We start from the raw sequence: 22,006 nt of genomic DNA, 5'->3' as shown, positions 1-22,006 counted from the left end.
CGCCGGCCGGTACCCATCGGTGGTCAGCGGGGCTACCAGCAACGGTCCGGCGATCTGTCCGACGGAGTAGCCGACCGTCAGCAGTGCCACCGCCGAACGGACGCCGAGCAATCGGCCCTCGGCGACCGCCAAGGTACTGACCCCGATGAACGTGCCACCGAACAACAGGGCACCCACGAGGCTGGCGGCGCTGCTGCCCTGACAGGCCAAGGCGATCCCGGCGGCCTGCAGCGCGAGTGCGACGGTGAGCGTCGCCGGCTGGCCGTGTCGGGCCCCCAGCCTCGCCCACAGCGCCGCGGACGGCACCACAGCCACGCCGACGACCAGCCAGACCCCGGCGCCCAAGGCGCCGGGGGAGTGCTCGGTCACCGCGGCGACGAGGAACGTTCCGGCGATGATGTAGCCGACGCCTTCCAAGGTGTACGCGGTGAACAACAGCAGGAAACGCGGCCTGCCGGCCCGATGTGTCTCCGTGTGCGTCGTCGTCGGCGTCCGCCGCGGATGCAACGACCAGCCCGTCGCGCCCAAGACGGTGGCCAGGCCCGCCGCCGCCCACCAGGCGGTGCGCCAGTCGTCGGTGGGCAGCACGAGGACAAGCGCGGCGGACGTCGCGATGCCGGCACCGACCCCGCCGAAACCCCATCCCGCCTTCGCCGGCAGGCGCTCCAGCAGCGTGTTGACGGCGACCACGAAGACCACCGCGCTCGCGAACCCGGCGACGGTGCGGGCGGTCAGCCACACTGCCGCGTGCGTCGTCGTCGGCATCGCGGCCAGGCTGACCACGATGGCGACCAGCGACGTGCGACACGCCAACGCGGAGTGGGCCAACCGGGCCGACAACGTCGTGGCCACCGCGCCGACCAGGTAGCCGACGTAATTGGCCGTGGCCAGGTGTCCGGCGGCCTGCGCGGTCAGACCGGCCTGACCCGTCATCAGCGGCAGGATCGGGGTGTAGACGAACCGGCCCACGCCCATGGCAGCGGCCAGTGCGCCGGCGGTGGGCAGCACCCCGCTGCGCAGGTGTCGTCGCATGACTCGAGCCTGAGCGTTGCGTGGTGTGCCTGCCAGGATCGAATTCCTCTCAGCTGACAGGCTTTAACTCCTACACCTAGAACTCGGTGCCGTTCTCCTGCTCGAGAACCTGGAAGTCGGTGCTCGTCATCTCGTCGAGTCGGCCGTAGTAGATGGGCCGCGCAATCGGATCGACGATCGCCTGATGGATCGGCACCGCGCGCGTCGGGTTCACCGCACGCAGGTAGTCGACGGCCTCGGAGATCTTCATCCACGGCGCGGCTGCCGGGGTGGCGAGCACGTCGACCGGCTCGTCCGGAACGAATAGCGCATCACCGGGATGCATCAGCCGCGCGGCATGGCCGCCATCGCCGATCAGATACGAAATGTTGTCGATCACAGGGATTTCCGGATGGATGACAGCGTGTTGACCGCCTACCCCGCGCACCGTCAGGTGCCCGATCGACAGCGAATCCCCCACGTGTACAGCCCGCCACGGCTCGCCGAGCTGGGCCGCGGTCTGCGGATCGGCGTAGAGCAAAGCCTGCGGGTTCGCGTCGACCAGCGCCGGCAACCGTTCGGGATCGGCGTGATCGGGATGCTGATGGGTGATCAGGATCGCCGACAGACCTGTGATGCCCTCGAAGCCGTGGGAGAAATTGCCCGGATCGAACAGGATCGTGGTCTCACCGCCGGGTCGAGCACTGGCAGAAAAGCTCGCCAACAAGCAGGAATGGCCGAAGTGTGTGAGCTGCATGCCTATAGTCTGGCCCGCACAGGGGAGCGGGGGTAGTGCGGATGCGGTGGATGCTCACACTGGCGTTGGCGTTCTCGGGGGTCTTCCTGGCCTCCGGCGAGGCGAATGCGGTGCCCGGATTCTGTCCGCCCACCTGCGACGCGATCCCCGATGCCGCGTGGGTCGAATCGAGTTCGCTGCCGCTGGCGTCGATCTATCGGTGGCCGTCGCTGGCCGGCCTCGCGGTCACCGCACCCGCACCCCGTTTCGAGTTCGAGTCATGGTGCGTCACCCCCGAGTCGTCAACGGACCCGCGCCGCTACGCGGTCGCCGCGCGCGCCACGGTGCCCAACCCGGACGGCCAGTGGAACCTGCAGGTGCAGGTCATCCATTGGCGCGGGGACGTCGTCACCGGCGGGCAGACCGCGCTCGAGGTCCTGGAGAAGGCGCGCATCGCCCTGGCGTCCTGCGGGGACGGTGTGTCGCCATCACTGACCACCAACGAGGCCGATCGGATCGCGGCCGTGATCAGCGAAGCGGGCAGCCGGGTGATGCGGACCTATCTGCTGGCGGACCCGGCCAGCAGCACCATCGTCGAGGCCGCCCTGTGGACCACGCTGCCCACACGGGTCGAGTGGCGCGCGGTGCCCGACGCGCAGATCTTCGATGCGCTGGCGGCGCCGTTGTGTGCCGCCTACCTGGGCTCGTGCCGGTGAGGCGGGGCTGCCGTCGCCGCAGGTAGAGTGTCCGCGTGGCAAAAGTGGTGGTTCACGTCATGCCGAAGACCGAGATCCTCGACCCGCAGGGGCAGGCGATCGTCGGTGCGCTGGGTCGGCTCGGCTTCGACGGCATCTCAGATGTGCGGCAGGGCAAGCGGTTCGAGCTCGAGGTCGACGATGCGATCGACGACGAGAAGCTCGCCGCGATCGCCGAATCACTGCTCGCCAACACCGTGATCGAGGACTGGACCGTAACCCGGGAGGATGGCTCATGACGCGTGTGGGCGTGATCACATTCCCCGGGACGCTCGACGACATCGACGCTGCGCGGGCGGTGCGCCTGGCCGGCGGCGAAGCCGTCAACCTCTGGCATGCCGACGCCGACCTCAAAGGCGTCGACGCCGTCATCGTGCCCGGTGGGTTCTCCTACGGCGACTACCTGCGGTGCGGCGCGATCGCCCGCTTCGCGCCGGTGATGGGTGAGGTGGTGGCCGCGGCCGAGCGAGGGATGCCGGTGCTGGGCATCTGCAACGGGTTCCAGGTGCTGTGCGAAGCGGGGCTGCTGCCCGGCGCGCTGACCCGCAACGTCGGGCTGCACTTCGTCTGCCGCGACGTGTGGCTCGAGGTCGCGTCCAACACGTCGGCGTGGTCGACCCGCTACGAGCAGGGGGCGGACATCCTGGTCCCGTTGAAGTCCGGTGAAGGGCGCTACGTCGCCAGCGACGAGGTGCTCGACGAACTCGAAGGCGAAGGCCGCGTGGTGTTCCGGTACCGGGATAACATCAACGGCTCGATGCGCGACATCGCCGGCATCAGCTCGGCCAACGGCCGCGTCGTCGGCCTGATGCCGCACCCCGAGCACGCCACCGAGGCGCTGACCGGCCCGTCGGACGACGGCCTCGGAATCTTCTACTCGGCCCTGGACGCGATTTTGGTGTCCTGACCCCTCTGCGAACTGCGTTAGCGTCGACCTGTGTTGGTCGATCCTGACGTGTTGCGGGCCTTCGCGGGGCAGATGGAGGAAGCGTCGAGCGCCATCAAGGGTGCCGATGTCGGGCATACGGCGTCGACGGCTGCTGACGGTCTTCCCGGGTCGACGACGCAGTGGGCCGTCCGATTGGTCGGTGGCCACATGACGACGCTGGCAGACGCGATTGCGGCCAACGTCGCGAAGATGGGTGTCGCTGTACGCGGGGCGGGCGACACGTTCCAGGTCGAGGACACCGCGTTGGCCGGCTCCTTCGACAAACTTTTCTGAGCGATGCTGCCGTCCCGGTCCCGCCTGCAAGGCTGGCGCCCCGATTCGATGAGCGCGGCCGCTGCCGCGCTGTCGAAAGCGGGAGAATCGGTGTACACGGCGATTCGCGATCTCGACGACGGCGTCGACCGCATGCCGGCTGCCGAGGCGTGGAGTGGTGCGTCGCACAAGGCGGCGGCCGCGATGTTCACCCGGGCGACCGACAAGGCTTCGACCTTCAAGAACTATGCGGATGCTGTCTCCAGGGCATTGTCCGACGGCGCAGGAACGATCGGGACGGCCGCACCGCGCTGGTGAATCACGCAGACGAGGTCGACAGGGGAGAGTTGTCGGTCAACGACATGTGGGTCGTGCTGATCAAACCCGCGCGCGTGTCCGCAGAGAAGGCGGCGGCGCTGCAGGCTCAGGCAAAGACGGAACAGGCGGAGATCAACCGTCTGCTGGTGGCCGTCGGTGAGGCCGATGCGGGCACGGCCCGGAAAGTCCAATCAGCCGGTGAGCTTTTCGGTTTCGCCATGCCTGGTCCCGATGACCCGCGTCGCCTCGACCCCACGTCAGGCTTTGTTTCACCCGGCGACGAGGTGCCCAACCCCTTGTCGATGACCGGGCTCATTCAGCAGGGAGTTATGCGTGACAACGACATGGCGCAGACCGTGCGGGATTACAAAGAATGGGAAACTGAAGACGGCCAATACCGGAGAACGCTGACGATGATGGACGGTAGCCGACACGAGATCTACGAGTGGGGAAACATGCTGCCCAGCGTCGAGGACGACTACTACGACAAGGACGGCAATTTCATCTCGAGTACGTATTCCCAGGACAGAAAGAACTACGACGGAACGCAGTACACCTCCATCAGATTCCGGGACGGCACCGAGGTCACGATGACGAGAACCGCTGATGGCAAGACGACGGGAGGCGTGACGACGGGCGATGGTCGCCATGGTGTCCTGCCGGACGAGTTTTTCACCCACCCCGTCGTCACCATCAGCGGAGGCGCGCTGACCGGTCTCGAGAAGCAGGCCGAGCAGGGTATACCCATGCTGACGCAAGAGTCCGTCGAAAACCTCGGCAAAGCAGGCAAATACGGTGGTCCGGCGCTGGGAGTCGCGACCGCCCTCTACGACACCGTCACCGCGAAGACGTTCCAGGACGCGTGCGTGGCTGCTATTTCGGGGACGGCCGGTATCGCCGGGGGTTATGCAACAGGTGGACTGGGAGCAGCGGGCATCTCCGCTCTGGGTTGGCCTGAATTTGCCCCTGCCGCGGCAGGTCTCGGCGACGCGCTGGGTGGTTGGACTTTCGGTTACCTCGGCGGCGTCATTGGCAACGTGGTGTGCCGCTGATGAGATCGTCTGTGGTCATCTGGTCGGCTCTGGTGTTCGGGGCTTTCGCTGTGTTTGCGGCCATGGTTGCCTGCCTTCAATTGGTGAAGTCCGAGTACCTGAGTGCGTTGGTGGCGCTGGGTGGATCGATCTTCTGCCTGGGATTTGTCGTTCCCGCGTTCAAAAGCGTTCCAGGTCGGGTGAAGCCACGCGTGCGTTCCGACAGCGGAGGAACGACTTTCCTGCCTGACCGTGGGATTGAGATTCCCCTGCAGGTGGGATTGTCGGGTGCGCTCACGTCGTCGGTACTTATTGTGATCCTTATGCCACTGGGGCGCCTGGCGATTCCGGTTCCACCCAACATGCGGTATGCCCTGCCCTTCACGGCGTCTTTCCTTGTGGTGGGTATCGCCCCGATGTTGTTAAGAAATCTGCGCCGAGGCAGCATGAGTCATCTACGACTGACGGAGCAAGGGTTCGAATTCCTGCAGGGCTGGCGGCCGCAATCGGCTGATTGGTCATCGGTGGAGAACGTGATATCTGAAGCGCCGCAGCCGAAGAAATCTCCGCCGAGTGCGATTGTGTTCATCCTGGCGGATGACAAAGTGCTGACGTTCACGGCCTCTGCCTACACTCCCGGCGGCGTGGCGTTACGGAGCCTGGTGCGGTTCTACTGGCAGCACCCTGAGGCTCGCGATGAGCTCACTGATGGGCGCGCATCCCAACGACTGCTTGACAAGCTGGGCGCCGCCTGACACTTGCCGCGCCGCGAGCACGCGTGAAATGCCAAATTTCTGCGGCGTGTTGCGTGCAGACGCGCGCGCTCGCCGGACGGGTCAAGGGGTCAGGGCGACCGAGGCTTCCGCCGTGTAGCAGAGGAACGTCAGCGTCTCCTCCAGATACAGCTGCACGGTCTCGGCATCGTGAGCCAGGTAGCCGATCGCGACGTCGGTGCCCAGCTGCAGATCGAAATCTCCTCCGCGCGTAGACAACACAAATGCGCCGTCAATGGCGGGCGCCCAGATGATGTCACCGTCGACCAAGCGGTTGATGTGCTCGAGGATCGGATAGCCGTGCGCCGTCGTCTCGGCGACGCGGGTGTACACCTCGGCCGAGAGCAGCACCGCATACGGTCCGTCGACCCCGGCCAACCGCAGCGCACTCAACGCCTGGGCGATGACGTCGGGAATGGCCCGCGGATCCTCGGGCAGCGCGAGCGCGGCGTTGGAACTGCAGGTGCGGATACCGTCGATGGACGCGGCCGCGTACCCCTCGAAGATCGCCCGGTCCTCGGCGAACGCCAACTTACGGGCCGCCTCCTTGACCGGGTCCCAATCCGAGTCCTGCGAGCCACGCTCGACATCGTCGATGTCGATCCGCTTGACGCTGAACGGAACTCGCAGGCGAACCAGCGGACGCGCCTCGCGCAGGTGCGCGATCACACCGTCGCCGGGCGCCGATACGTCGACCAGGTGCCCCGTGCTGACCGCTGCCGTCACCGCGCCCCCGGGCTCGCTGACATCGACCACCCGGCGTCCCGCGATGTGGCGCTTGAACGTTCGCGTCGCCTCGCTCTCGATCTCGCCCCACGCGGCATCGGTGACCGGAGCCAGCTCCCGGTACAGGTTGTTCATTGCGGTTGTCCCTTCAGACTGCCGATGGCCAGAGAGCCAGTGGCGCGCTCCGGAATGGAAACGGGAAGCGGGGGTGGATCATCGAGAAAATCCTGGACCGGGGTGAAGAACATCGACCCTGTGATCGCCGTCGAGAACTCCAGGATGTGATCGGTGGTGCCGGGCGGCGAACCGATGAACATGTTGGTCAGCATGCGTTCGGTGACCGCGGCCGAACGCGAATACCCGATGAAGTAGGTGCCGAACTCGCCGCGCCCGATCTGCCCGAACGGCATGTTGTGCCGCACGATCTTCAGCTCGGTGCCGTCGTCGTCTTCGATCACGTTGAGCGCCAGGTGAGAGTTGGCCGGCTTGACCGCATCGTCGAGTTCGATGTCGTCGAGTTTGGTGCGCCCGATCACCCGCTCCTGATCCTCGGTGGACAGCGCATTCCAGGCAGCCATGTCGTGCAGGTACTTCTGCACGTGCACATAGCAGCCGCCCGCGAATTCGGGGTCCTCGTCACCGATCCGGGTGGCGCTGTCGGCGAGCGGGCCGTCGGGATTCTCGGTGCCGTCGACGAAGCCGAGGAGGTCGCGGTTGTCGAAGAAGCGGAAGCCGTGGGTCTCGTCGACGACCGTGATCGGTCCCATCGCACCGACGATCTTCATCGCCAGTTCGAAGCAGACGTCCATCGTCTCCGCGCGGATGTGGAAGAGCAGATCACCCGGCGTGGCCGGGGCCCTGTGCCGACCTCCGTCGAGTGCGACGAACGGGTGCAGCTCGACCGGCCTGGGACCGGAGAACAGCCGATCCCACGCTGCAGAACCGATCGACGTCACCACAGACAGGTGCTTGCTCGGGTCGCGAAACCCGATCGCGCGCACCAACCCGGCGATGTCGCCCAGCGCGTCGTGAACCGCCTGCTCTCCACCGTCGTCGATGGTCGCGACGAGAAAGATCGCCGCCGGGGTCAGCGGCGCGAGCACCGGCTGCGGCAGTAACTCGGGCACCGTCTGACCCTAAATCATGATCAATTCCGGCGATCGACGAAGATGATGACCCATGGCGGCTGATGCGCAGGGTCTGTGTGAGTTCATCGATGACTCCCCTTCGCCGTTCCACGCCTGCCGCACCGCCGCGGAGCGGCTGCGCGACGCCGGGTTCACCGAGCTGTCCGAGGGCGACGCATGGACGGGCACCGGCGATCACTTCGTCATCCGCGCCGGCTCCCTGATCGCGTGGCGCTCGACCGGCGAATCTCACCTGCCCTTCCGGATCGTCGGCGCCCACACCGACAGCCCGAATCTGCGGGTCAAGCAGCATCCGGACCGGACCGTCGCGGGCTGGCAGGTGGTGGCGCTGCAGCCCTACGGCGGGGCGTGGCTGAACTCCTGGCTCGACCGCGACCTGGGCCTCAGCGGCCGGCTCTCCGTGCGTGATGGCGCCACCGCGGAGGACGTCCTGGTCCGCATCGACGACCCGATCCTGCGCGTCCCGCAGCTGGCCATCCATCTGTCGGAGGACCGCAAAGGCGTCGAGCTCAACCCGCAGCGACACGTCAATGCCGTGTGGGGAATCGGCGGCCCGCGCTCGTTCCTCGACTACGTCGCCGAGCGCGCCGATGTCGACCCGGACGGGGTACTCGGATTCGACCTGATGACCCACGACCTGACGCCCTCGCGGCTCACCGGTGTCGACGGCGAACTCGTCAGCGCTCCGCGCCTGGACAACCAGGCGACCTGCTACGCCGGGCTGGAGGCGTTACTGGCGGCACCGGCGTCGACGGTGACCCCGGTCCTGGTGCTGTTCGACCACGAAGAGGTGGGCTCGCAATCCGACCACGGCGCCCAGTCCGATCTGCTGTTGACGGTGCTCGAGCGCATCACCCTGGCCTCGGGCGGCGGTCGGGAAGACTTCCTGCGCCGCTGCTCGACGTCGATGGTGGCCTCCGGCGACATGGCGCACGCCACGCACCCCAACTATCCCGAACGGCACGAGCCCGGACACCTGATCGAGGTCAACGCCGGCCCCGTGCTGAAGGTGCAGCCCAACCTGCGCTACGCCACCGACGGCCGGACCGCGGCGGCGTTCGCGCTCGCGTGCGATCAGGCCGGTGTTCCGCTGCAGCGCTACGAGCACCGGGCCGACCTGCCGTGCGGCTCGACGATCGGTCCGATGACCGCCGCACGCACCGGTATTCCGACCGTCGACGTCGGCGCGGCCCAGTTGGCGATGCATTCGGCGCGCGAGGTGATGGGCGCCACGGACGTCGCGGCGTACTCGGCCGCGCTCGCGGCGTTCTTGTCACCGGCCTGACCTAGGGTCAGCGTCATGTCACTCGACGTCGCGATGATCACCTTCGACTGTTCGGATCCCGATGCGCTCGCCGGCTGGTGGGCCGAGGCCGTCGGCGGCCGCGTCAATCCCGAGGCGCCAGGCGAATTCGTCATGGTCGCGCGGGAGAAGGGGCCAGCGCTGGGCTTTCAGCGGGTGCCCGATCCGACCCCGGGCAAGAACAAGGTGCACCTGGATCTGCACACCGCCGACAAGGAGGCCGCGGTGACCCGGCTGGTCGAGCTGGGGGCGCGAGAAACCGGGCGGCACAGCATCGGAGAGAAATTCGACTGGGTCGTGCTCGCCGATCTGGAAGGCAACGCGTTCTGCATCGTCGGCGGGTAGCCGCTGGCAAGATCGCCGTGTGCTGATCTCGCTGATCGCCTTCTCGGCGGTGTTCGCCGCCTGGGCGCTCGGGGCGGGACGGCTCGAACGGGCCCGGCTGACAGCACCGATGGTGCTGATATGCGCCGGCGTGGCCGCCGGCTTCACCACCTCCGACGCCCTGGCCGTCGCGCTCAACGCCGACGTCGCCCAGCACGGCGCCGAGATCATCCTCGCGGTCCTGCTGTTCGTCGACGCCACCGACGTCCGCGGTGGACTGTTCGGCCGGGAGCCCCGCGCGGCGCTGCGCATGCTGTTCCTCGCCATGCCGTTGAGCCTTGGGCTGGCAGTGCTGCTCGGCGCGTGGATGCTGCCCGAGCTGTCCTTCGCGGTGCTCTTGGTCATCGCGTGCGCGGTGGTACCGACCGATTTCGCACCCGCGGCGACCATCCTGCGGGACGCCCGGGTGCCCGAACGGGTGCGCAACGTTCTCAACGTCGAAGCCGGCTACAACGACGGCATCGTCGCCCCCGTGTTCCTGTTCGCGCTGACGCTGGCGGGGAGTGACGTCCGCACCGAGACGCCGCTGCGCGCGCTGGGCGCGGCGGTGCCCGAGGCCCTGACGGCGATCGTCCTCGGCGGCGCGGTGGGCGCGCTGCTCGCGCTCGCGATCAACGGCGCCACCCGGCGCGGCTGGATGACGGGTCAGAGCGTGCGGATGATCTTGGTCACTGCCCCGATGCTGGCCTACGGTCTGAGCCTCGCGTTCGACGGCAACGGATTCGTCTCGGCGTTCGTCTGCGGAATCACGTTCCACTACCTGCGGCACTCCCCGGCCTGGCACGAGGAACTGGAGTTCGTCGACGACATCGGCTTCCTGCTGTCGGCGATCATGTGGTTCGTCGTCGGCGCGGTCGCCGTCCTCGCTGTCGAGCGCGGAGTGTCCTGGCAGACCGTGGTTTTCTGCCTGCTGGCGCTGACCCTCGTCCGCGTGCTCCCGGTCGCGGTGGCGATGCTGAGATCGCCGTTCTCGTGGCGGGAACGCATGATGCTGGCCTGGTTGGGTCCACGCGGAACGTCGACCATCGTGTTCGGGCTGCTGGCCTACAACGTGCTCGACGGGGCCGAGGAACACGACGCGCTGGCGGTCATGGTGGTCGTGGTGCTCGGCAGCGTCGTGATCCACGGGCTGATCGCGCCGTCTGCCGCGGCACGCTGGTCGCGCGCTGCGAACTAGACTGTCCGGCGTGACGTCCGGGCTCACCCACGAAGTCGACACGGTCGACCACGCCGCTTCCACCCCCGATCAGCCGCAGCCGTTCCGCGAGCTCGGCCTCAAGGACGACGAGTACGCGCGCATCCGCGAGATCCTCGGCCGTCGACCGACCGACGCGGAACTCGCGATGTACTCGGTCATGTGGAGTGAGCACTGCTCCTACAAGTCCTCGAAGGTGCATCTGCGGTACTTCGGTGAGACGACCACCGCGAAGATGCGCGAAGCGATGCTCGCGGGCATCGGGGAGAACGCCGGCGTGGTCGACATCGGCGACGGCTGGGCGGCGACGTTCAAGGTCGAGTCTCACAACCACCCCTCCTACATCGAGCCCTACCAGGGCGCAGCCACCGGCGTCGGCGGCATCGTCCGCGACATCATGGCGATGGGGGCCCGCCCGGTCGCGGTGATGGACCAGCTGCGCTTCGGTGCGGCCGACGCCCCCGACACCCGGCGCGTGCTCGACGGCGTGGTGCGCGGTGTCGGCGGCTACGGCAACTCGCTCGGGCTGCCCAACATCGGCGGTGAGACGGTCTTCGACGCCAGCTACGCGGGCAACCCGTTGGTCAACGCATTGTGTGTGGGCGTGCTGCGCACCGAGGATCTCAAGCTCGCCTTCGCCTCCGGCGCGGGGAACAAGATCATCCTGTTCGGTGCGCGCACCGGCCTCGACGGCATCGGCGGCGTGTCGGTGCTGGCGTCGGAGACGTTCGGAGGCGACGAGTCAGGCGCGGGCCGCAAGAAGCTGCCCAGCGTGCAGGTCGGAGACCCGTTCACCGAGAAGGTGCTGATCGAGTGCTGCCTCGAGCTGTACGCGGCGGACCTCGTGGTGGGCATCCAGGATCTCGGCGGTGCCGGATTGTCTTGTGCGACATCGGAATTGGCGTCGGCTGGCGACGGCGGCATGCGCGTCGAGCTGGACCGGGTGCCGTTGCGTGCGGCCAACATGACTCCGGCGGAGATCCTGTCCAGCGAGTCGCAGGAGCGCATGTGCGCCGTCGTCGCCCCCGAGAACGTCGACGCGTTCCTCGCGGTGTGCCGCAAGTGGGACGTGCTCGCCACGGTGATCGGCGAGGTGACCGACGGCGACCGTCTCGAAATCACTTGGCACGGCGAGACAGTCGTCGATGTGCCGCCGCGAACGGTCGCCCACGAGGGGCCCGTCTACGAGCGGCCGGTGGAGCGCCCCGACACCCAGGACGCGCTCAACGCCGACACCTCGGCGGCGCTTCCCCGACCGTCCACCGGCGACGAGCTCCGCGCGACACTGCTCGCGATGGTCGGCAGCCCGCACCTGTGCAGTCGCGCGTTCATCACCGAGCAGTACGACCGCTACGTGCGGGGCAACACCGTACTCGCCGAGAACGCCGACGGCGGAGTGCTCCGCGTCGACGAGGAAACCGGCCGCGGAATCGCGATCTCCACCGATGCGTCCGGCCGCTACACCGCGCTGGACCCGTACACCGGTGCCCAACTCGCGTTGGCCGAGGCCTATCGCAACGTCGCGGTCACCGGCGCCACCCCCGTCGCCGTGACCAACTGCCTCAACTTCGGCTCACCCGAGGACCCGGGCGTGATGTGGCAGTTCTCGCAAGCGGTCCGTGGTCTCGCCGATGGTGCTGCGGCACTGGGCATTCCGGTCACCGGCGGCAACGTCAGCTTCTACAACCAGACCGGCACCACGCCGATCCTGCCGACCCCGGTCGTCGGCATCCTGGGCGTCATCGACGATGTGAAGCGGCGCATCCCCACCGGGTTCGGCGCCGAACCGGGAGAGACGCTGATCCTGCTCGGCGACACCCACGACGAATTCGACGGCTCCATCTGGGCGCAGGTGACCGCCGATCATCTCGGCGGCGTGCCGCCCCGGGTCGACCTCGAGCGGGAACGTCTGCTGGCCGAGGTGCTGACCGCCGCCTCCCGCGACGGTCTCGTCTCCGCGGCGCACGATCTGTCCGAGGGCGGGCTGATCCAGGCTGCCGTCGAAGGTGCCCTGACCGGCGAAACCGGGTGCCGCCTCATCGTTCCCGACGGGTCGGACCCGTTCGTGTTCCTGTTCTCCGAGTCGGCGGGCCGAGTGCTGGTGGCGGTCCCGCGCACCGAGGACAGCCGATTCACCGCGATGTGTGAGGCCCGCGGGTTGCCGGCCACCCGGGTCGGTGTGGTCGACCAGGGCCCCGAGGGTGGCGAGCCCTCTGTCGAGGTACAGGGGCTGTTCACGGTGAGCCTGCAGGAGTTGCGGCAGACGTCGGAAGGTGTGTTGCCCGGGTTGTTCGGGTGACCTCGTCGAAGTCCACCACACATCCCCTCTATGTCTGGGCGTGGGGCCTGCTGCGGCTGGACTTCACCGGTATCGCGTTCGCCGCGCTGTTCTTCTGTCTGTCCCTGACACCGTCACTGCTGCCGAGGGACTGGCTGTTCCAGGGACTGATCGGCGGGATCAACGCCGCCATCGGTTACGGCATCGGCGTGTTCCTCGCGCGCATGGCGCGCCGGTTCGTGCTCGCCGGCCGATCCTGGTGGCCGCCGTCGCTTGCGGTGTCCTCGGCGCTGAAGACCGGAACCGTGGTGCTGTCGCTGCTGGCCTGCGTGCTGATGGTGATTCCGGCCGCCGGCTGGCAGCGCCAGGTGTCGGCGTTGATGGGCCTGACCGGACCGAGCACCGCGAGTTATCTGCGGACCCTCGTGCTCGCCGCGGTCATCGGCGGCGTGTGCGTCGCGGTCACCCGTGCGCTCATCGACCTGATCCGGACGTTGGCTCGCTACCTGATCCGGCGATGGCGCATCTCCGACGAACTCGCGCTCTTCATCGGCACCGCGATCGTGGTCGTGCTGGTGCTGACGCTGGTCAACGGTGTGCTGCTGCGGGGGTTCCTGGCCGGCGCCAACCGGGTCTTCCAGCCCCAGAATGACACCACGATGGCTGGCATCAGCCAACCCCGGGCGCCGCAGAGATCGGGCAGCCCGGAGTCGTTCGCGCCGTGGGACACGCTCGGGTATCAGGGGCGCAGCTTCGTGGCCACCGGGCCGAGTGCGGCCGAGCTTGCCGCGATCAACGGCAGGCCGGCCAAAGAGCCGGTCCGCGTCTACGTCGGGCTGGAGACCGCCGACACCGACGAGGCCAGGATGGCGGTGCTGCTCAGCGAGCTGGAACGCAGCGGTGCCTTCGAGCGCAAGGTTCTGGTGATCGCCCCGACCACCGGCACCGGGTGGATCAATCCGGTCGCCGCGCGCTCGCTGGAGATGATGTACAACGGTGACACCGCGATCGTCGGATCGCAGTACTCCTATCTGCCGAGCTGGATTTCGTTCATCGGCGATCAACGCAAATCGGTGGAGTTCGGCCGCATGATGATCGACGCCATCCACGACCGCTGGGCGAGCTTGCCGCCGCAGCGACGTCCTCGACTGCTCCTCTACGGCGAGAGCCTTGGCTCGATGGCGGGCCAGGGTGCCTTCGACTGGCTGCCCGACATCTCCCGGATGGGATTCTCGTCGGTGCTGTGGGTGGGGCCGCCCAACGCCAGCTCGCTCTGGCACGAGATCACCGTCCGGCGAGACCCCGGAACGCCGGAGGTTCACCCCCGCTACGACAACGGCCGCACCGTTCGGTTCTCGATGGGCAACGACGCGGCCCAGATCGCCCGCGACGCCGCAGAACCGTGGGAGGGCACCAGAGTGCTGTTCCTACAACACCCTTCGGACCCGATCGTCTGGTGGTCGCAAGATCTGTTGTTCAGCAGGCCCGACTGGCTGGCCGAGCCGCCGGGGCGCGATCGGACGGCCTCCATGCGGTGGTACCCCATCATCACGTTCTGGCAGGTTGCCGCCGACATGACCAACGCGTCGTCGGTGCCCGGCGGGCACGGTCACAACTACGGCGACTACATCCTCGACGGGTGGGTCGCGGTGGCGCCGCCGCCGGGGTGGACGCCGGCCGACACCGAACGGATCAGGATGGCTCTGCAGCGCACCGGGCTCGAGGACGGGTAGTGAATCGCGAACGCGGCCAGGCATTGTCGCTTGCCGCACTGCTTCTCGGCTGGAGTGTCGTGGCCCCTCGGATTCCGCGACGCTGGTATCCCGCACCGCATCTGCTGCTGGGCGCCGCCGCCGCGGCGTCGACCGGTGCCCCGCTCGGTCTGCGCCCGCCCGCGCTGACACAGGGTCTTCGGTGGGGGAGTGCCGCCGCCACCACTGTCGTTGCGGCAGTGGCACTGTCGACGACGCTCGGCTCGGTGCGCGCGGGGATTGCGACCCGTACACCCCCTTCGTCGCCCGCGACGTGGCTCCTGCTGCACATCCCGCTCGGCACCGTATGGTCCGAGGAGGCGGCCTTTCGCGGCGCGCTGGGCCACGCGGCCGTGCGCGCATTCGGTGTCGCCCGCGGACGCTGGTTCACCGCCGCGGTGTTCGGCCTTTCCCATGTCCCCGATGCCCGCGCGGCGCAGGACTCGGTGCCGGCGACGGTGCTGATCACCGGGGCGGCCGGCTGGATCTTCTCGTGGCTACGGGACAGGTCCGGAAGCCTGGCGGCGCCGATGCTCGCCCACCTAGCGATCAACGAGGCCGGAGCCGTTGCGGCCGTGGTGTTGTCGCGACGGGTCACGGATTGATCGTGTACTCGCCGACCTGTCTGCCCCATACGTAGTCGGTCAGCAACGGCTGCCCGAGCTCGAGATGGTTGTAGGGCGCGAGATTGAACCCGGTGTCCATCACCAGATAGGGGTTCGGCCACAGGTCCTGGGTGATCTTCTGCCAGCATCCCGGCCTGCCCTCGGGACCTCCCCGCGCATTGACGCGCGGCAGGTTGTCCGGATAGACGAACGGATTCCCGGCGCCGGTGATGGTGCCCGCCGCGCGCAGCGAATAGCCGTTGTCACCGCCGAGCACGCGGGTGATCTCCGGGGCCACCTCGGCGTAGTTGCGAATCGTGCAGAACATCATGCCGCGGTAGTCGTCGAGCAACCGAGAGGTGGGCAGCAGATCGGCCGCACCCCGGATCAGATACGGGCCACCACGATCCAGCACCGACGTCGCGGGATCGGCGAAGCCGACCGCCGCCATCAACGCGGCGTCGATGTCGCTCGAGCGGGCGGACAGCGTGCGCGCGGTGGTGACCGCGGCGGCGAGTCCGTCGAGGAGATCCGGTGCGGCAGCGGCATATATGTGGGCCAGCTCCGCAAGGGAACGCACGTCAGCCCGCCACTGCGGCATCAGGTCGTCGAAGTCGTCCAGAATGCGGTTGCCGTTCTCCAGCGATGCACCGAACCGGTCGCCCAGCCCGGTCAACGCCTCGGCGGTCGCGCTCAGCGTCTGGTTCAGCTTGACCGGATCGACCTGCTCGGCGATCGCGGTGACCGTCTCGAACAGCGTGTTGAATTCCGTCGTCACCGCGTCGGCGCGCAGCACGCTGCCGTCGGAAAGCCGTTGCGCCTCAGGCTGTGCCGGTGACATCAACGAGATGTACTTGTTGCCGAACACCGTCGTCGCCCGGATCTCGGCGCCCGCGTTGGCCGGGATGACACCCATCACGTCGGGATCGATGTCCAATGTCAGGCGGGCGCCCCCATCGGTATCCGACGCGATCTGTGCCACCCGGCCGATCTCGACGCCGTTGAACGTGACCTTGGCACCGCGCTCGACGACGAGCCCGGCCCGGTTCGAGAGCAGCGTCACCGTCGAGTACGCGGTGAAGTCCCCCCGGAACTGCAGGAAGAGGACTGCGCCGAAAACGGCGAGCACCGCGAGCATCAGCGCGCCCAGCCGCCGGTAGGGCGGTGCGTCCGGGGCTGAAGACACTTTGAGAACCTAGATCATGGCCGTTCGCCGTGCGCTCGATCCGGAAAAGACCCGCGCCGCCGTCGCCGCGGTGGCGGACTGGCTGCGCGATGAGCACGCCGAAACCCCGCCGCGCCCCCAGGTGGCCGACGCGGTGCGGGCAACGGCCAGGACGCTGGCGTCGGTCGCCCCCGGTGCCTCCGTCGAGGTCAGGGTGCCGCCGTTCGTCGCCGTCCAGTGCGTCGCCGGCCCGCGTCACACCCGCGGCACCCCGCCCAACATCGTCGAAACCGACCCGCGCACCTGGCTGTTGCTGGCCACCGGCCTGCGCACGCTCGACGATGCGGCCGTCACCGGCGCACTCCAACTGTCCGGCTCACGGGCCCGGGAGATCGCCGCGGCGCTGCCGTTGGTTGCGCTGCCGCAGTGACCGGGGAATCGCCGCGCGGCCGCAGCGGTTGTTCGACTACGGCGCGGCGAGATTCCGCGTTTGACAGCGGTTGACCGTAGACTGGCCACCGTCACCCACCGCCCCTAGGGAGCAGCGACGATCGTGACCGCCGAGCAGCCCGCCCAGCATGAGAACGAGCCTCGAGAAGAGTGCGGAGTCTTCGGAGTCTGGGCACCCGGCGAGGAAGTGGCCAAACTCACGTACTACGGCCTGTATGCCCTGCAACACAGGGGCCAGGAAGCAGCGGGCATCGCTGTGGCCGACGGCTCCCAGGTGTTGGTTTTCAAGGATCTCGGGCTGGTCAGCCAGGTCTTCGACGAGCAGACACTCGCCGCGATGCCCGGTCACGTCGCCGTCGGACACTGCCGGTACTCCACCACCGGTTCCACCACGTGGGAGAACGCCCAGCCGGTGTTCCGTAACACCGCCGCAGGCACCGGCGTGGCCCTGGGACACAACGGCAACCTGGTCAACACCGCCGAGCTCGCCGCCCGCGCACGCGACGAAGGCCTGATGAGCAACCGCGGAGCGGCCGCGGCGACCACCGACTCCGACATCCTGGGCGCCCTGCTGGCACACGGCGCGGCGGATTCCTCGCTCGAGCAGGCCGCACTGGAACTGCTGCCGACGGTGCGCGGCGCCTTCTGCCTGACCTTCATGGACGAGAACACCCTCTACGCCGCCCGCGATCCCTACGGCGTGCGGCCGCTCTCGCTCGGCCGCCTCGACCGCGGCTGGGTTGTCGCCTCGGAAACCGCCGCGCTCGACATCGTCGGCGCCTCGTTCGTGCGCGACATCGAACCCGGTGAGCTGCTGGCCATCGACGCCGATGGCGTGCGGTCCACGCGATTCGCCAATCCGACGCCCAAGGGCTGCGTGTTCGAGTACGTGTACCTGGCCCGGCCCGACAGCACGCTCGTCGGCCGCTCGGTGCACGCCACCCGCGTCGACATCGGCCGCCGGCTCGCCCGCGAGAGCGCCGTGGACGCCGACCTCGTGATCGGTGTGCCCGAGTCCGGGACCCCGGCCGCCGTCGGCTACGCGCAGGAATCCGGCATCCCCTACGGCCAGGGCCTGATGAAGAACGCCTACGTCGGCCGTACCTTCATCCAGCCGTCGCAGACCATCCGCCAGCTCGGTATACGGCTCAAGCTCAACCCGCTCAAAGACGTCATCCGTGGCAAGCGGCTGATCGTCGTCGACGACTCGATCGTGCGGGGCAACACCCAGCGGGCCCTGATCCGGATGCTGCGCGAAGCCGGCGCCGTCGAGGTTCACGTACGCATCGCCTCCCCGCCGGTGAAATGGCCGTGCTTCTACGGCATCGACTTCGCCACGCCGGCGGAGCTGATCGCCAATGCGGCCAACGCCGACGGTGCCGGCGAGGAGATGCTCGACGCGGTCCGCCACGCCATCGGCGCCGACACGCTGGCCTACATCTCGCAGCAGGGCATGATCTCGGCCACCGAGCAACCCGCCTCGCGCCTGTGCTCGGCCTGCTTCGACGGCAACTACCCGATCGAACTGCCGGGTGAGACCGCGCTGGGCAAGAACGTCATCGAGCACATGCTGGCCACCGCCGCACGTACCGGCATTCCGCTGACGCCAGAGAACGACAACGCCTCGGCGCTGCGCCGCCCGTAGGAGCCGACGCCGCGAGAGTTATTGGGGCGCGACCTTGCTGAATCGCAGCAGGTGCCTGCGTCCCGTGTGATCCTCCTTCAGGGCGGCCACCACGGAGTCGCGGTACGAGGTCAGTCCTGCCGCCGGCGGCGGGATCACCGCGTCGATGTCGTGCTCGTGGCAGATCGCGTCGCACTCCAACGACTCCACCAGCGGACGCGCGAGCCCGGCCTTGATCGGCGTCACCAGACCCACCCAGTGGCTGGCGATCGTCGGCGTCAGGAACGGCAGGACCACCATCACGCGGCGGCGCAGCCCCGCGACGTCGGCGTAGGTCTGCATCGCGTCGCCGTACTCCATGACGTCGGGCCCGCCCACATCCCACGTGCGTGACTCAGGAACGTCGGCACTGGCCGCTTCCGCGAGGTAGTACAGCGCGTCGTCGATCGAGATCGGCTGGATCTTGTTGTGCACCCACTTCGGTGTCGTCATCACGGGCAGCCGATCGGTGAGATGACGCACCATCTCGAAGGACGCCGAACCCGACCCGATCACGATGCCTGCCTGCAGCACCACCGTCTCGATCGACGAGGCCAGCAGGATCTCGCCGACCTCCACGCGCGATCCCAGGTGGCGCGACAGCTCGACGCCCTCGGGATGCAGACCGCTCAAGTACACGATGCGGCGTACCCCTGCCTTCTCGGCGGCCGCTACCACATTGCGCGCGGAGCGAGCCTCCTCGGAGACGAAGTCCTTCGACGTGCCCATCGAATGCACCAGGTAGTAGACGACGTCCATACCCTCGAACGCCGCCTCCAGCGAGTCGGGCTTGGTCAGATCACCCGCGGCCACCTCGATCTGGTCGCGCCACGGCGCGGAATCCAGCTTCGCCGGCTTGCGTGCCATCGCCCGCACCGCATGTCCCCGTCCGAGCAGCTCGGGCACCAATTGCCCGCCGATGTACCCGGTCGCACCCGTCACCAGGCACTTGATCTGCTCAGTCGACACCTGCACTCCGTTCGTCGCCGACACTCGAGAGGTCTTCGGTGCCGATACCGGGCTAGATTGCCCGCAAACGGGCGGCTTAAGCAGCCCCGGGCATCCGGCAGCCCGGATCAGCGGCGTCGACCACCAGCGGGAGATCGGGCGGATCGGCAGGATTCGCGTAGAGCACCCACATCACCAGCGGTTCCGTGCCCTCGTTGCGTCCCTCGTGGACGTAGCCGGGCCCACTCGCCTCGGTGATCGTCGACCCCGTCGGATAGACCCCGTCGACCGTGCAGTCCGCGCGGTAGTGCGTCAGCGTGCCGGACCGCACCACACCGAACACGTTGCCGGGATGGAAGTGCCAGCCGGTGGCGCCGCCCGGAGCGATGGTCAGCAGCTTGGCGACGTAGTGGCTGCCGCCGGCCGTCGAGTCCGACAAGGTGACCGCCTCGACTCCGGTGCCCGGCGTGGCCGCCGCCCCGCCCGGCGCGGCGAGCAGTGCCGCCAGCGCCGGAATCGTCGCGCACCAGTGCCGCATCCATCCCATGGGCAAGCAGCATCGCACAGCGTCACAATGACGCCATGGCGTTTCGCGGATGGCCGATCGAGGGGGTCGAGTTCTACGAGGGCCTCGAGGCGGACAACTCCAAGGTCTACTGGCAGGACCACCGGGAGACCTACGAGCGGTACGTGAAGGCGCCGATGGAGGAGTTGCTGGCTGAGCTCGCCGACGAATTCGGGCACGGAAAGATGTTCCGGCCCTACCGCGACGTGCGGTTCAGCACCGACAAATCCCCGTACAAGACCACCTGCGCGGCCCGCATCGGCGCTGGCTACGTGTCGTTCTCGGCCGAGGGGCTGTCTGCGGGCAGCGGGCTGTACATGCCCGACTCGGCGGCCCTGCAGCGCTTCCGGTCGGCCGTGGCCGACGAGGATTCCGGCGCCGACCTGGCCGACATCGTCGCGCACCTGCGCCGCGCCGGCTACCAGATCACGGCGCACGACGTGCTCAAGACGGCACCCCGGGGCTATCCCACAGATCACCCGCGCATCGAGCTGCTGCGGCACAAAGGCATCGCCATGATGAAGAGTTGGCCCGTCGGCGCCTGGCTGGGCACCTCCAAGGCCAAGGACCGCGTGGTCACGACGCTGCGCGCAGCGGTGCCGCTGGAGCAGTGGCTCGACCGCCACGTCGGCTAGCGCCGTACCGGCCGTCGTGGCCGAGCGGTAGCCTTATGGCCGATGACCGATCGCGCCGAACAACACGGCATTTCCTACGCGTCGGCAGGGGTCGACATCGAAGCAGGCGACCGCGCCGTCGAACTGTTCAAACCCCTCGCCAAAAAGGCGACCCGACCTGAGGTCCGAGGCGGCCTCGGTGGGTTCGCGGGCCTGTTCGCCCTCCGCGGCGGCTACCGCGAACCCCTGCTGGCGTCCTCGACCGACGGGGTGGGCACGAAGCTCGCCGTCGCCCAGGCGATGGACAAACACGACACCGTGGGCATCGACCTGGTCGCCATGGTGGTCGACGACCTGGTGGTGTGCGGGGCCGAACCGCTGTTCCTGCAGGACTACATCGCCGTCGGGCGCACTGTGCCCGAACGGGTCGCCGAACTGGTGTCCGGCATCGCCGAGGGCTGCGTCGCGGCCGGGTGCGCACTGCTCGGCGGTGAGACGGCAGAGCATCCCGGCCTGATGGCCCCGGACCACTACGACATCTCCGCGACCGGCATCGGTGTCGTCGAGGCCGACGACGTGCTCGGCCCCGACCGGGTCCGCCCCGGTGACGTCGTGATCGCGATGGCCTCGACAGGGCTGCACTCCAACGGCTACTCGCTGGCCCGGCACGTGCTGCTGGAGATCGACCACATGAACCTCGCCGGTCACGTCGAGGAATTCGGCCGCACCCTCGGTGAGGAACTGCTGGAGCCGACCCGCATCTACGCCAAGGACTGCTTGGCGCTCGCCGCCGAAACGCAGGTGCGCACGTTCTGCCACGTCACCGGCGGGGGACTGGCCGGCAACCTGGAACGGGTCATCCCGCCTGGACTGTGCGCCCATCTGGATCGCGGAACCTGGACCCCGGCACCGGTGTTCGGCATGATCGCGCAGCGGGGCCGCATCGAACGCGTCGAGATGGAGAAGACGTTCAACATGGGCGTCGGGATGGTGGCCGTCGTCGCGCCGGAGGACACCGATCGCGCGTTGGCCGTCCTGACTGCTCGTCACCTGAGCTGCTGGACCCTCGGAACCATCGAGAAGGGCAGCAAGGACGCGTCACGAGCTGTGCTCGTGGGCCAACACCCCCGATTCTGACCGGGGGAGCCGGACGCTCCGGCGGCTAGGGCCGCCAGTCGTCCTCGTCTGCCCAGCGATCATCCGATGGCACGTCGCCGCCGAGGCGGTCATCGTCTCCACCGGCCAGCTCGCGCTGGAGCCGCTCGAAATCGGTCTGCGGTGAGCTGTACTTGAGCTCACGAGCAACCTTGGTCTGCTTTGCCTTTGCCCGGCCGCGGCCCATGGGGGAACCCCCTCGCGCAATAACGGAGCGGCCTAATTACTAGG

The 22,006-nt window shown here is 68.2% G+C and carries 24 protein-coding genes and 1 pseudogene; 17 read left to right on the top strand and 8 right to left on the bottom strand.

Annotated features, from left to right (window positions below; translation table 11 throughout):
• Positions 1-9: 9 nt before the first annotated feature.
• Positions 10-933, bottom strand: a pseudogene (locus tag MHN84_RS04765) (YbfB/YjiJ family MFS transporter); the annotation flags it as partial.
• 175 nt (positions 934-1,108) lie between these two features.
• On the bottom strand, positions 1,109-1,768 hold the full coding sequence (locus tag MHN84_RS04760; RefSeq protein ID WP_241203470.1) for an MBL fold metallo-hydrolase: 660 nt from the start codon (positions 1,766-1,768) through the stop codon (positions 1,109-1,111).
• 41 nt (positions 1,769-1,809) lie between these two features.
• Between MHN84_RS04760 and MHN84_RS04755 the strand changes: the two genes are divergently transcribed.
• Genes MHN84_RS04755 through MHN84_RS04725 form a run of 7 tightly spaced genes read left to right on the top strand, consistent with a single transcriptional unit; the run spans position 1,810 to position 5,807 of the window.
• Positions 1,810-2,463 (top strand): ATPase, encoded by a 654-nt coding sequence (locus MHN84_RS04755; protein ID WP_241203469.1) that lies wholly within the window; start codon positions 1,810-1,812, stop codon positions 2,461-2,463.
• Positions 2,464-2,498: 35 nt separating this feature from the next.
• A complete protein-coding gene (purS, locus tag MHN84_RS04750) occupies positions 2,499-2,741 on the top strand; it encodes a phosphoribosylformylglycinamidine synthase subunit PurS (protein WP_241203468.1) in 243 nt (80 codons plus the stop codon).
• A complete protein-coding gene (gene purQ, locus MHN84_RS04745; RefSeq protein WP_241203467.1) occupies positions 2,738-3,409 on the top strand; it encodes a phosphoribosylformylglycinamidine synthase subunit PurQ in 672 nt (223 codons plus the stop codon). The genes purS and purQ overlap by 4 nt, the downstream gene beginning before the upstream one ends.
• A gap of 30 nt (positions 3,410-3,439) precedes the next feature.
• The gene (locus tag MHN84_RS04740) at positions 3,440-3,724 is read left to right on the top strand and encodes a type VII secretion target (protein ID WP_241203466.1); all 285 of its coding nucleotides are present in this window, start codon (positions 3,440-3,442) and stop codon (positions 3,722-3,724) included.
• Between the two features lie 48 nt (positions 3,725-3,772).
• Positions 3,773-4,021: a WXG100 family type VII secretion target gene (locus tag MHN84_RS04735; protein WP_241203465.1), complete on the top strand. Its 249-nt coding sequence runs from the start codon at positions 3,773-3,775 to the stop codon at positions 4,019-4,021.
• A 44-nt stretch (positions 4,022-4,065) separates the two neighbouring features.
• Complete coding sequence (locus MHN84_RS04730; protein WP_241203464.1) at positions 4,066-5,073, top strand: hypothetical protein; 1,008 nt, start codon at positions 4,066-4,068, stop codon at positions 5,071-5,073.
• A gap of 11 nt (positions 5,074-5,084) precedes the next feature.
• Entirely contained in the window at positions 5,085-5,807 is a 723-nt protein-coding gene (locus tag MHN84_RS04725; protein ID WP_241203463.1) for a hypothetical protein, read from the top strand.
• An 81-nt stretch (positions 5,808-5,888) separates the two neighbouring features.
• Here MHN84_RS04725 and MHN84_RS04720 read toward each other — a convergent pair whose 3' ends face one another.
• Both MHN84_RS04720 and MHN84_RS04715 read right to left on the bottom strand, forming a co-directional pair.
• Positions 5,889-6,686, bottom strand: a complete 798-nt coding sequence (locus MHN84_RS04720) for a family 1 encapsulin nanocompartment shell protein (protein WP_241203462.1) — start codon at positions 6,684-6,686, stop codon at positions 5,889-5,891.
• Positions 6,683-7,678, bottom strand: a complete 996-nt coding sequence (locus tag MHN84_RS04715) for a Dyp-type peroxidase (RefSeq protein ID WP_241203461.1) — start codon at positions 7,676-7,678, stop codon at positions 6,683-6,685. The genes MHN84_RS04720 and MHN84_RS04715 overlap by 4 nt, the downstream gene beginning before the upstream one ends.
• Positions 7,679-7,730: 52 nt before the next feature.
• Between MHN84_RS04715 and MHN84_RS04710 the strand changes: the two genes are divergently transcribed.
• From MHN84_RS04710 to MHN84_RS04685, 6 genes are read left to right on the top strand one after another with little or no spacing between them, the layout of a single operon-like run.
• Complete coding sequence (locus MHN84_RS04710) at positions 7,731-8,984, top strand: M18 family aminopeptidase (RefSeq protein WP_241203460.1); 1,254 nt, start codon at positions 7,731-7,733, stop codon at positions 8,982-8,984.
• Between the two features lie 15 nt (positions 8,985-8,999).
• Positions 9,000-9,347: a VOC family protein gene (locus MHN84_RS04705; RefSeq protein ID WP_241203459.1), complete on the top strand. Its 348-nt coding sequence runs from the start codon at positions 9,000-9,002 to the stop codon at positions 9,345-9,347.
• Between the two features lie 19 nt (positions 9,348-9,366).
• Positions 9,367-10,563, top strand: coding sequence for a sodium:proton antiporter (locus MHN84_RS04700; RefSeq protein ID WP_241203458.1), 1,197 nt, complete (start codon positions 9,367-9,369; stop codon positions 10,561-10,563).
• 10 nt (positions 10,564-10,573) lie between these two features.
• On the top strand, positions 10,574-12,880 hold the full coding sequence (gene purL, locus MHN84_RS04695) for a phosphoribosylformylglycinamidine synthase subunit PurL (RefSeq protein ID WP_241203457.1): 2,307 nt from the start codon (positions 10,574-10,576) through the stop codon (positions 12,878-12,880).
• Entirely contained in the window at positions 12,877-14,592 is a 1,716-nt protein-coding gene (locus MHN84_RS04690; RefSeq protein ID WP_241203456.1) for an alpha/beta-hydrolase family protein, read from the top strand. The genes purL and MHN84_RS04690 overlap by 4 nt, the downstream gene beginning before the upstream one ends.
• Entirely contained in the window at positions 14,592-15,215 is a 624-nt protein-coding gene (locus MHN84_RS04685) for a CPBP family intramembrane glutamic endopeptidase (RefSeq protein WP_241203455.1), read from the top strand. The genes MHN84_RS04690 and MHN84_RS04685 overlap by 1 nt, the downstream gene beginning before the upstream one ends.
• Here MHN84_RS04685 and MHN84_RS04680 read toward each other — a convergent pair.
• Positions 15,205-16,401, bottom strand: a complete 1,197-nt coding sequence (locus MHN84_RS04680; protein WP_374238314.1) for an MCE family protein — start codon at positions 16,399-16,401, stop codon at positions 15,205-15,207. The genes MHN84_RS04685 and MHN84_RS04680 overlap by 11 nt on opposite strands.
• A 16-nt stretch (positions 16,402-16,417) precedes the next feature.
• Here MHN84_RS04680 and MHN84_RS04675 point away from each other — a divergent pair, with 16 nt between their 5' ends.
• Together MHN84_RS04675 and purF are read left to right on the top strand one after the other, a co-directional pair.
• Complete coding sequence (locus tag MHN84_RS04675) at positions 16,418-16,810, top strand: sterol carrier family protein (protein ID WP_241203454.1); 393 nt, start codon at positions 16,418-16,420, stop codon at positions 16,808-16,810.
• A 123-nt stretch (positions 16,811-16,933) separates the two neighbouring features.
• A complete protein-coding gene (gene purF, locus MHN84_RS04670; protein ID WP_241203453.1) occupies positions 16,934-18,475 on the top strand; it encodes an amidophosphoribosyltransferase in 1,542 nt (513 codons plus the stop codon).
• A gap of 18 nt (positions 18,476-18,493) precedes the next feature.
• Here purF and MHN84_RS04665 read toward each other — a convergent pair whose 3' ends face one another.
• Entirely contained in the window at positions 18,494-19,462 is a 969-nt protein-coding gene (locus MHN84_RS04665) for an NAD(P)H-binding protein (protein ID WP_241203452.1), read from the bottom strand.
• Between the two features lie 76 nt (positions 19,463-19,538).
• Complete coding sequence (locus tag MHN84_RS04660; RefSeq protein WP_241203451.1) at positions 19,539-19,988, bottom strand: cupin domain-containing protein; 450 nt, start codon at positions 19,986-19,988, stop codon at positions 19,539-19,541.
• 35 nt (positions 19,989-20,023) lie between these two features.
• Here MHN84_RS04660 and MHN84_RS04655 point away from each other — a divergent pair, with 35 nt between their 5' ends.
• A complete protein-coding gene (locus MHN84_RS04655; protein WP_241203450.1) occupies positions 20,024-20,641 on the top strand; it encodes a DUF2461 domain-containing protein in 618 nt (205 codons plus the stop codon).
• Positions 20,642-20,683: 42 nt separating this feature from the next.
• Complete coding sequence (purM, locus tag MHN84_RS04650) at positions 20,684-21,757, top strand: phosphoribosylformylglycinamidine cyclo-ligase (protein WP_241203449.1); 1,074 nt, start codon at positions 20,684-20,686, stop codon at positions 21,755-21,757.
• 25 nt (positions 21,758-21,782) lie between these two features.
• Here the strand turns inward: purM and MHN84_RS04645 are convergent, their stop codons facing one another.
• Entirely contained in the window at positions 21,783-21,962 is a 180-nt protein-coding gene (locus tag MHN84_RS04645) for a DUF3073 domain-containing protein (RefSeq protein WP_143817336.1), read from the bottom strand.
• Between the last annotated feature and the right edge of the window lie 44 nt (positions 21,963-22,006).

Source organism: Mycobacterium sp. PSTR-4-N, assembly GCF_022348085.1.
Taxonomy (GTDB): Bacteria; Actinomycetota; Actinomycetes; order Mycobacteriales; family Mycobacteriaceae; genus Mycobacterium.
Note: the sequence above shows the minus strand (reverse complement) of the source record. Positions and strands in the feature narration are given on the sequence as shown.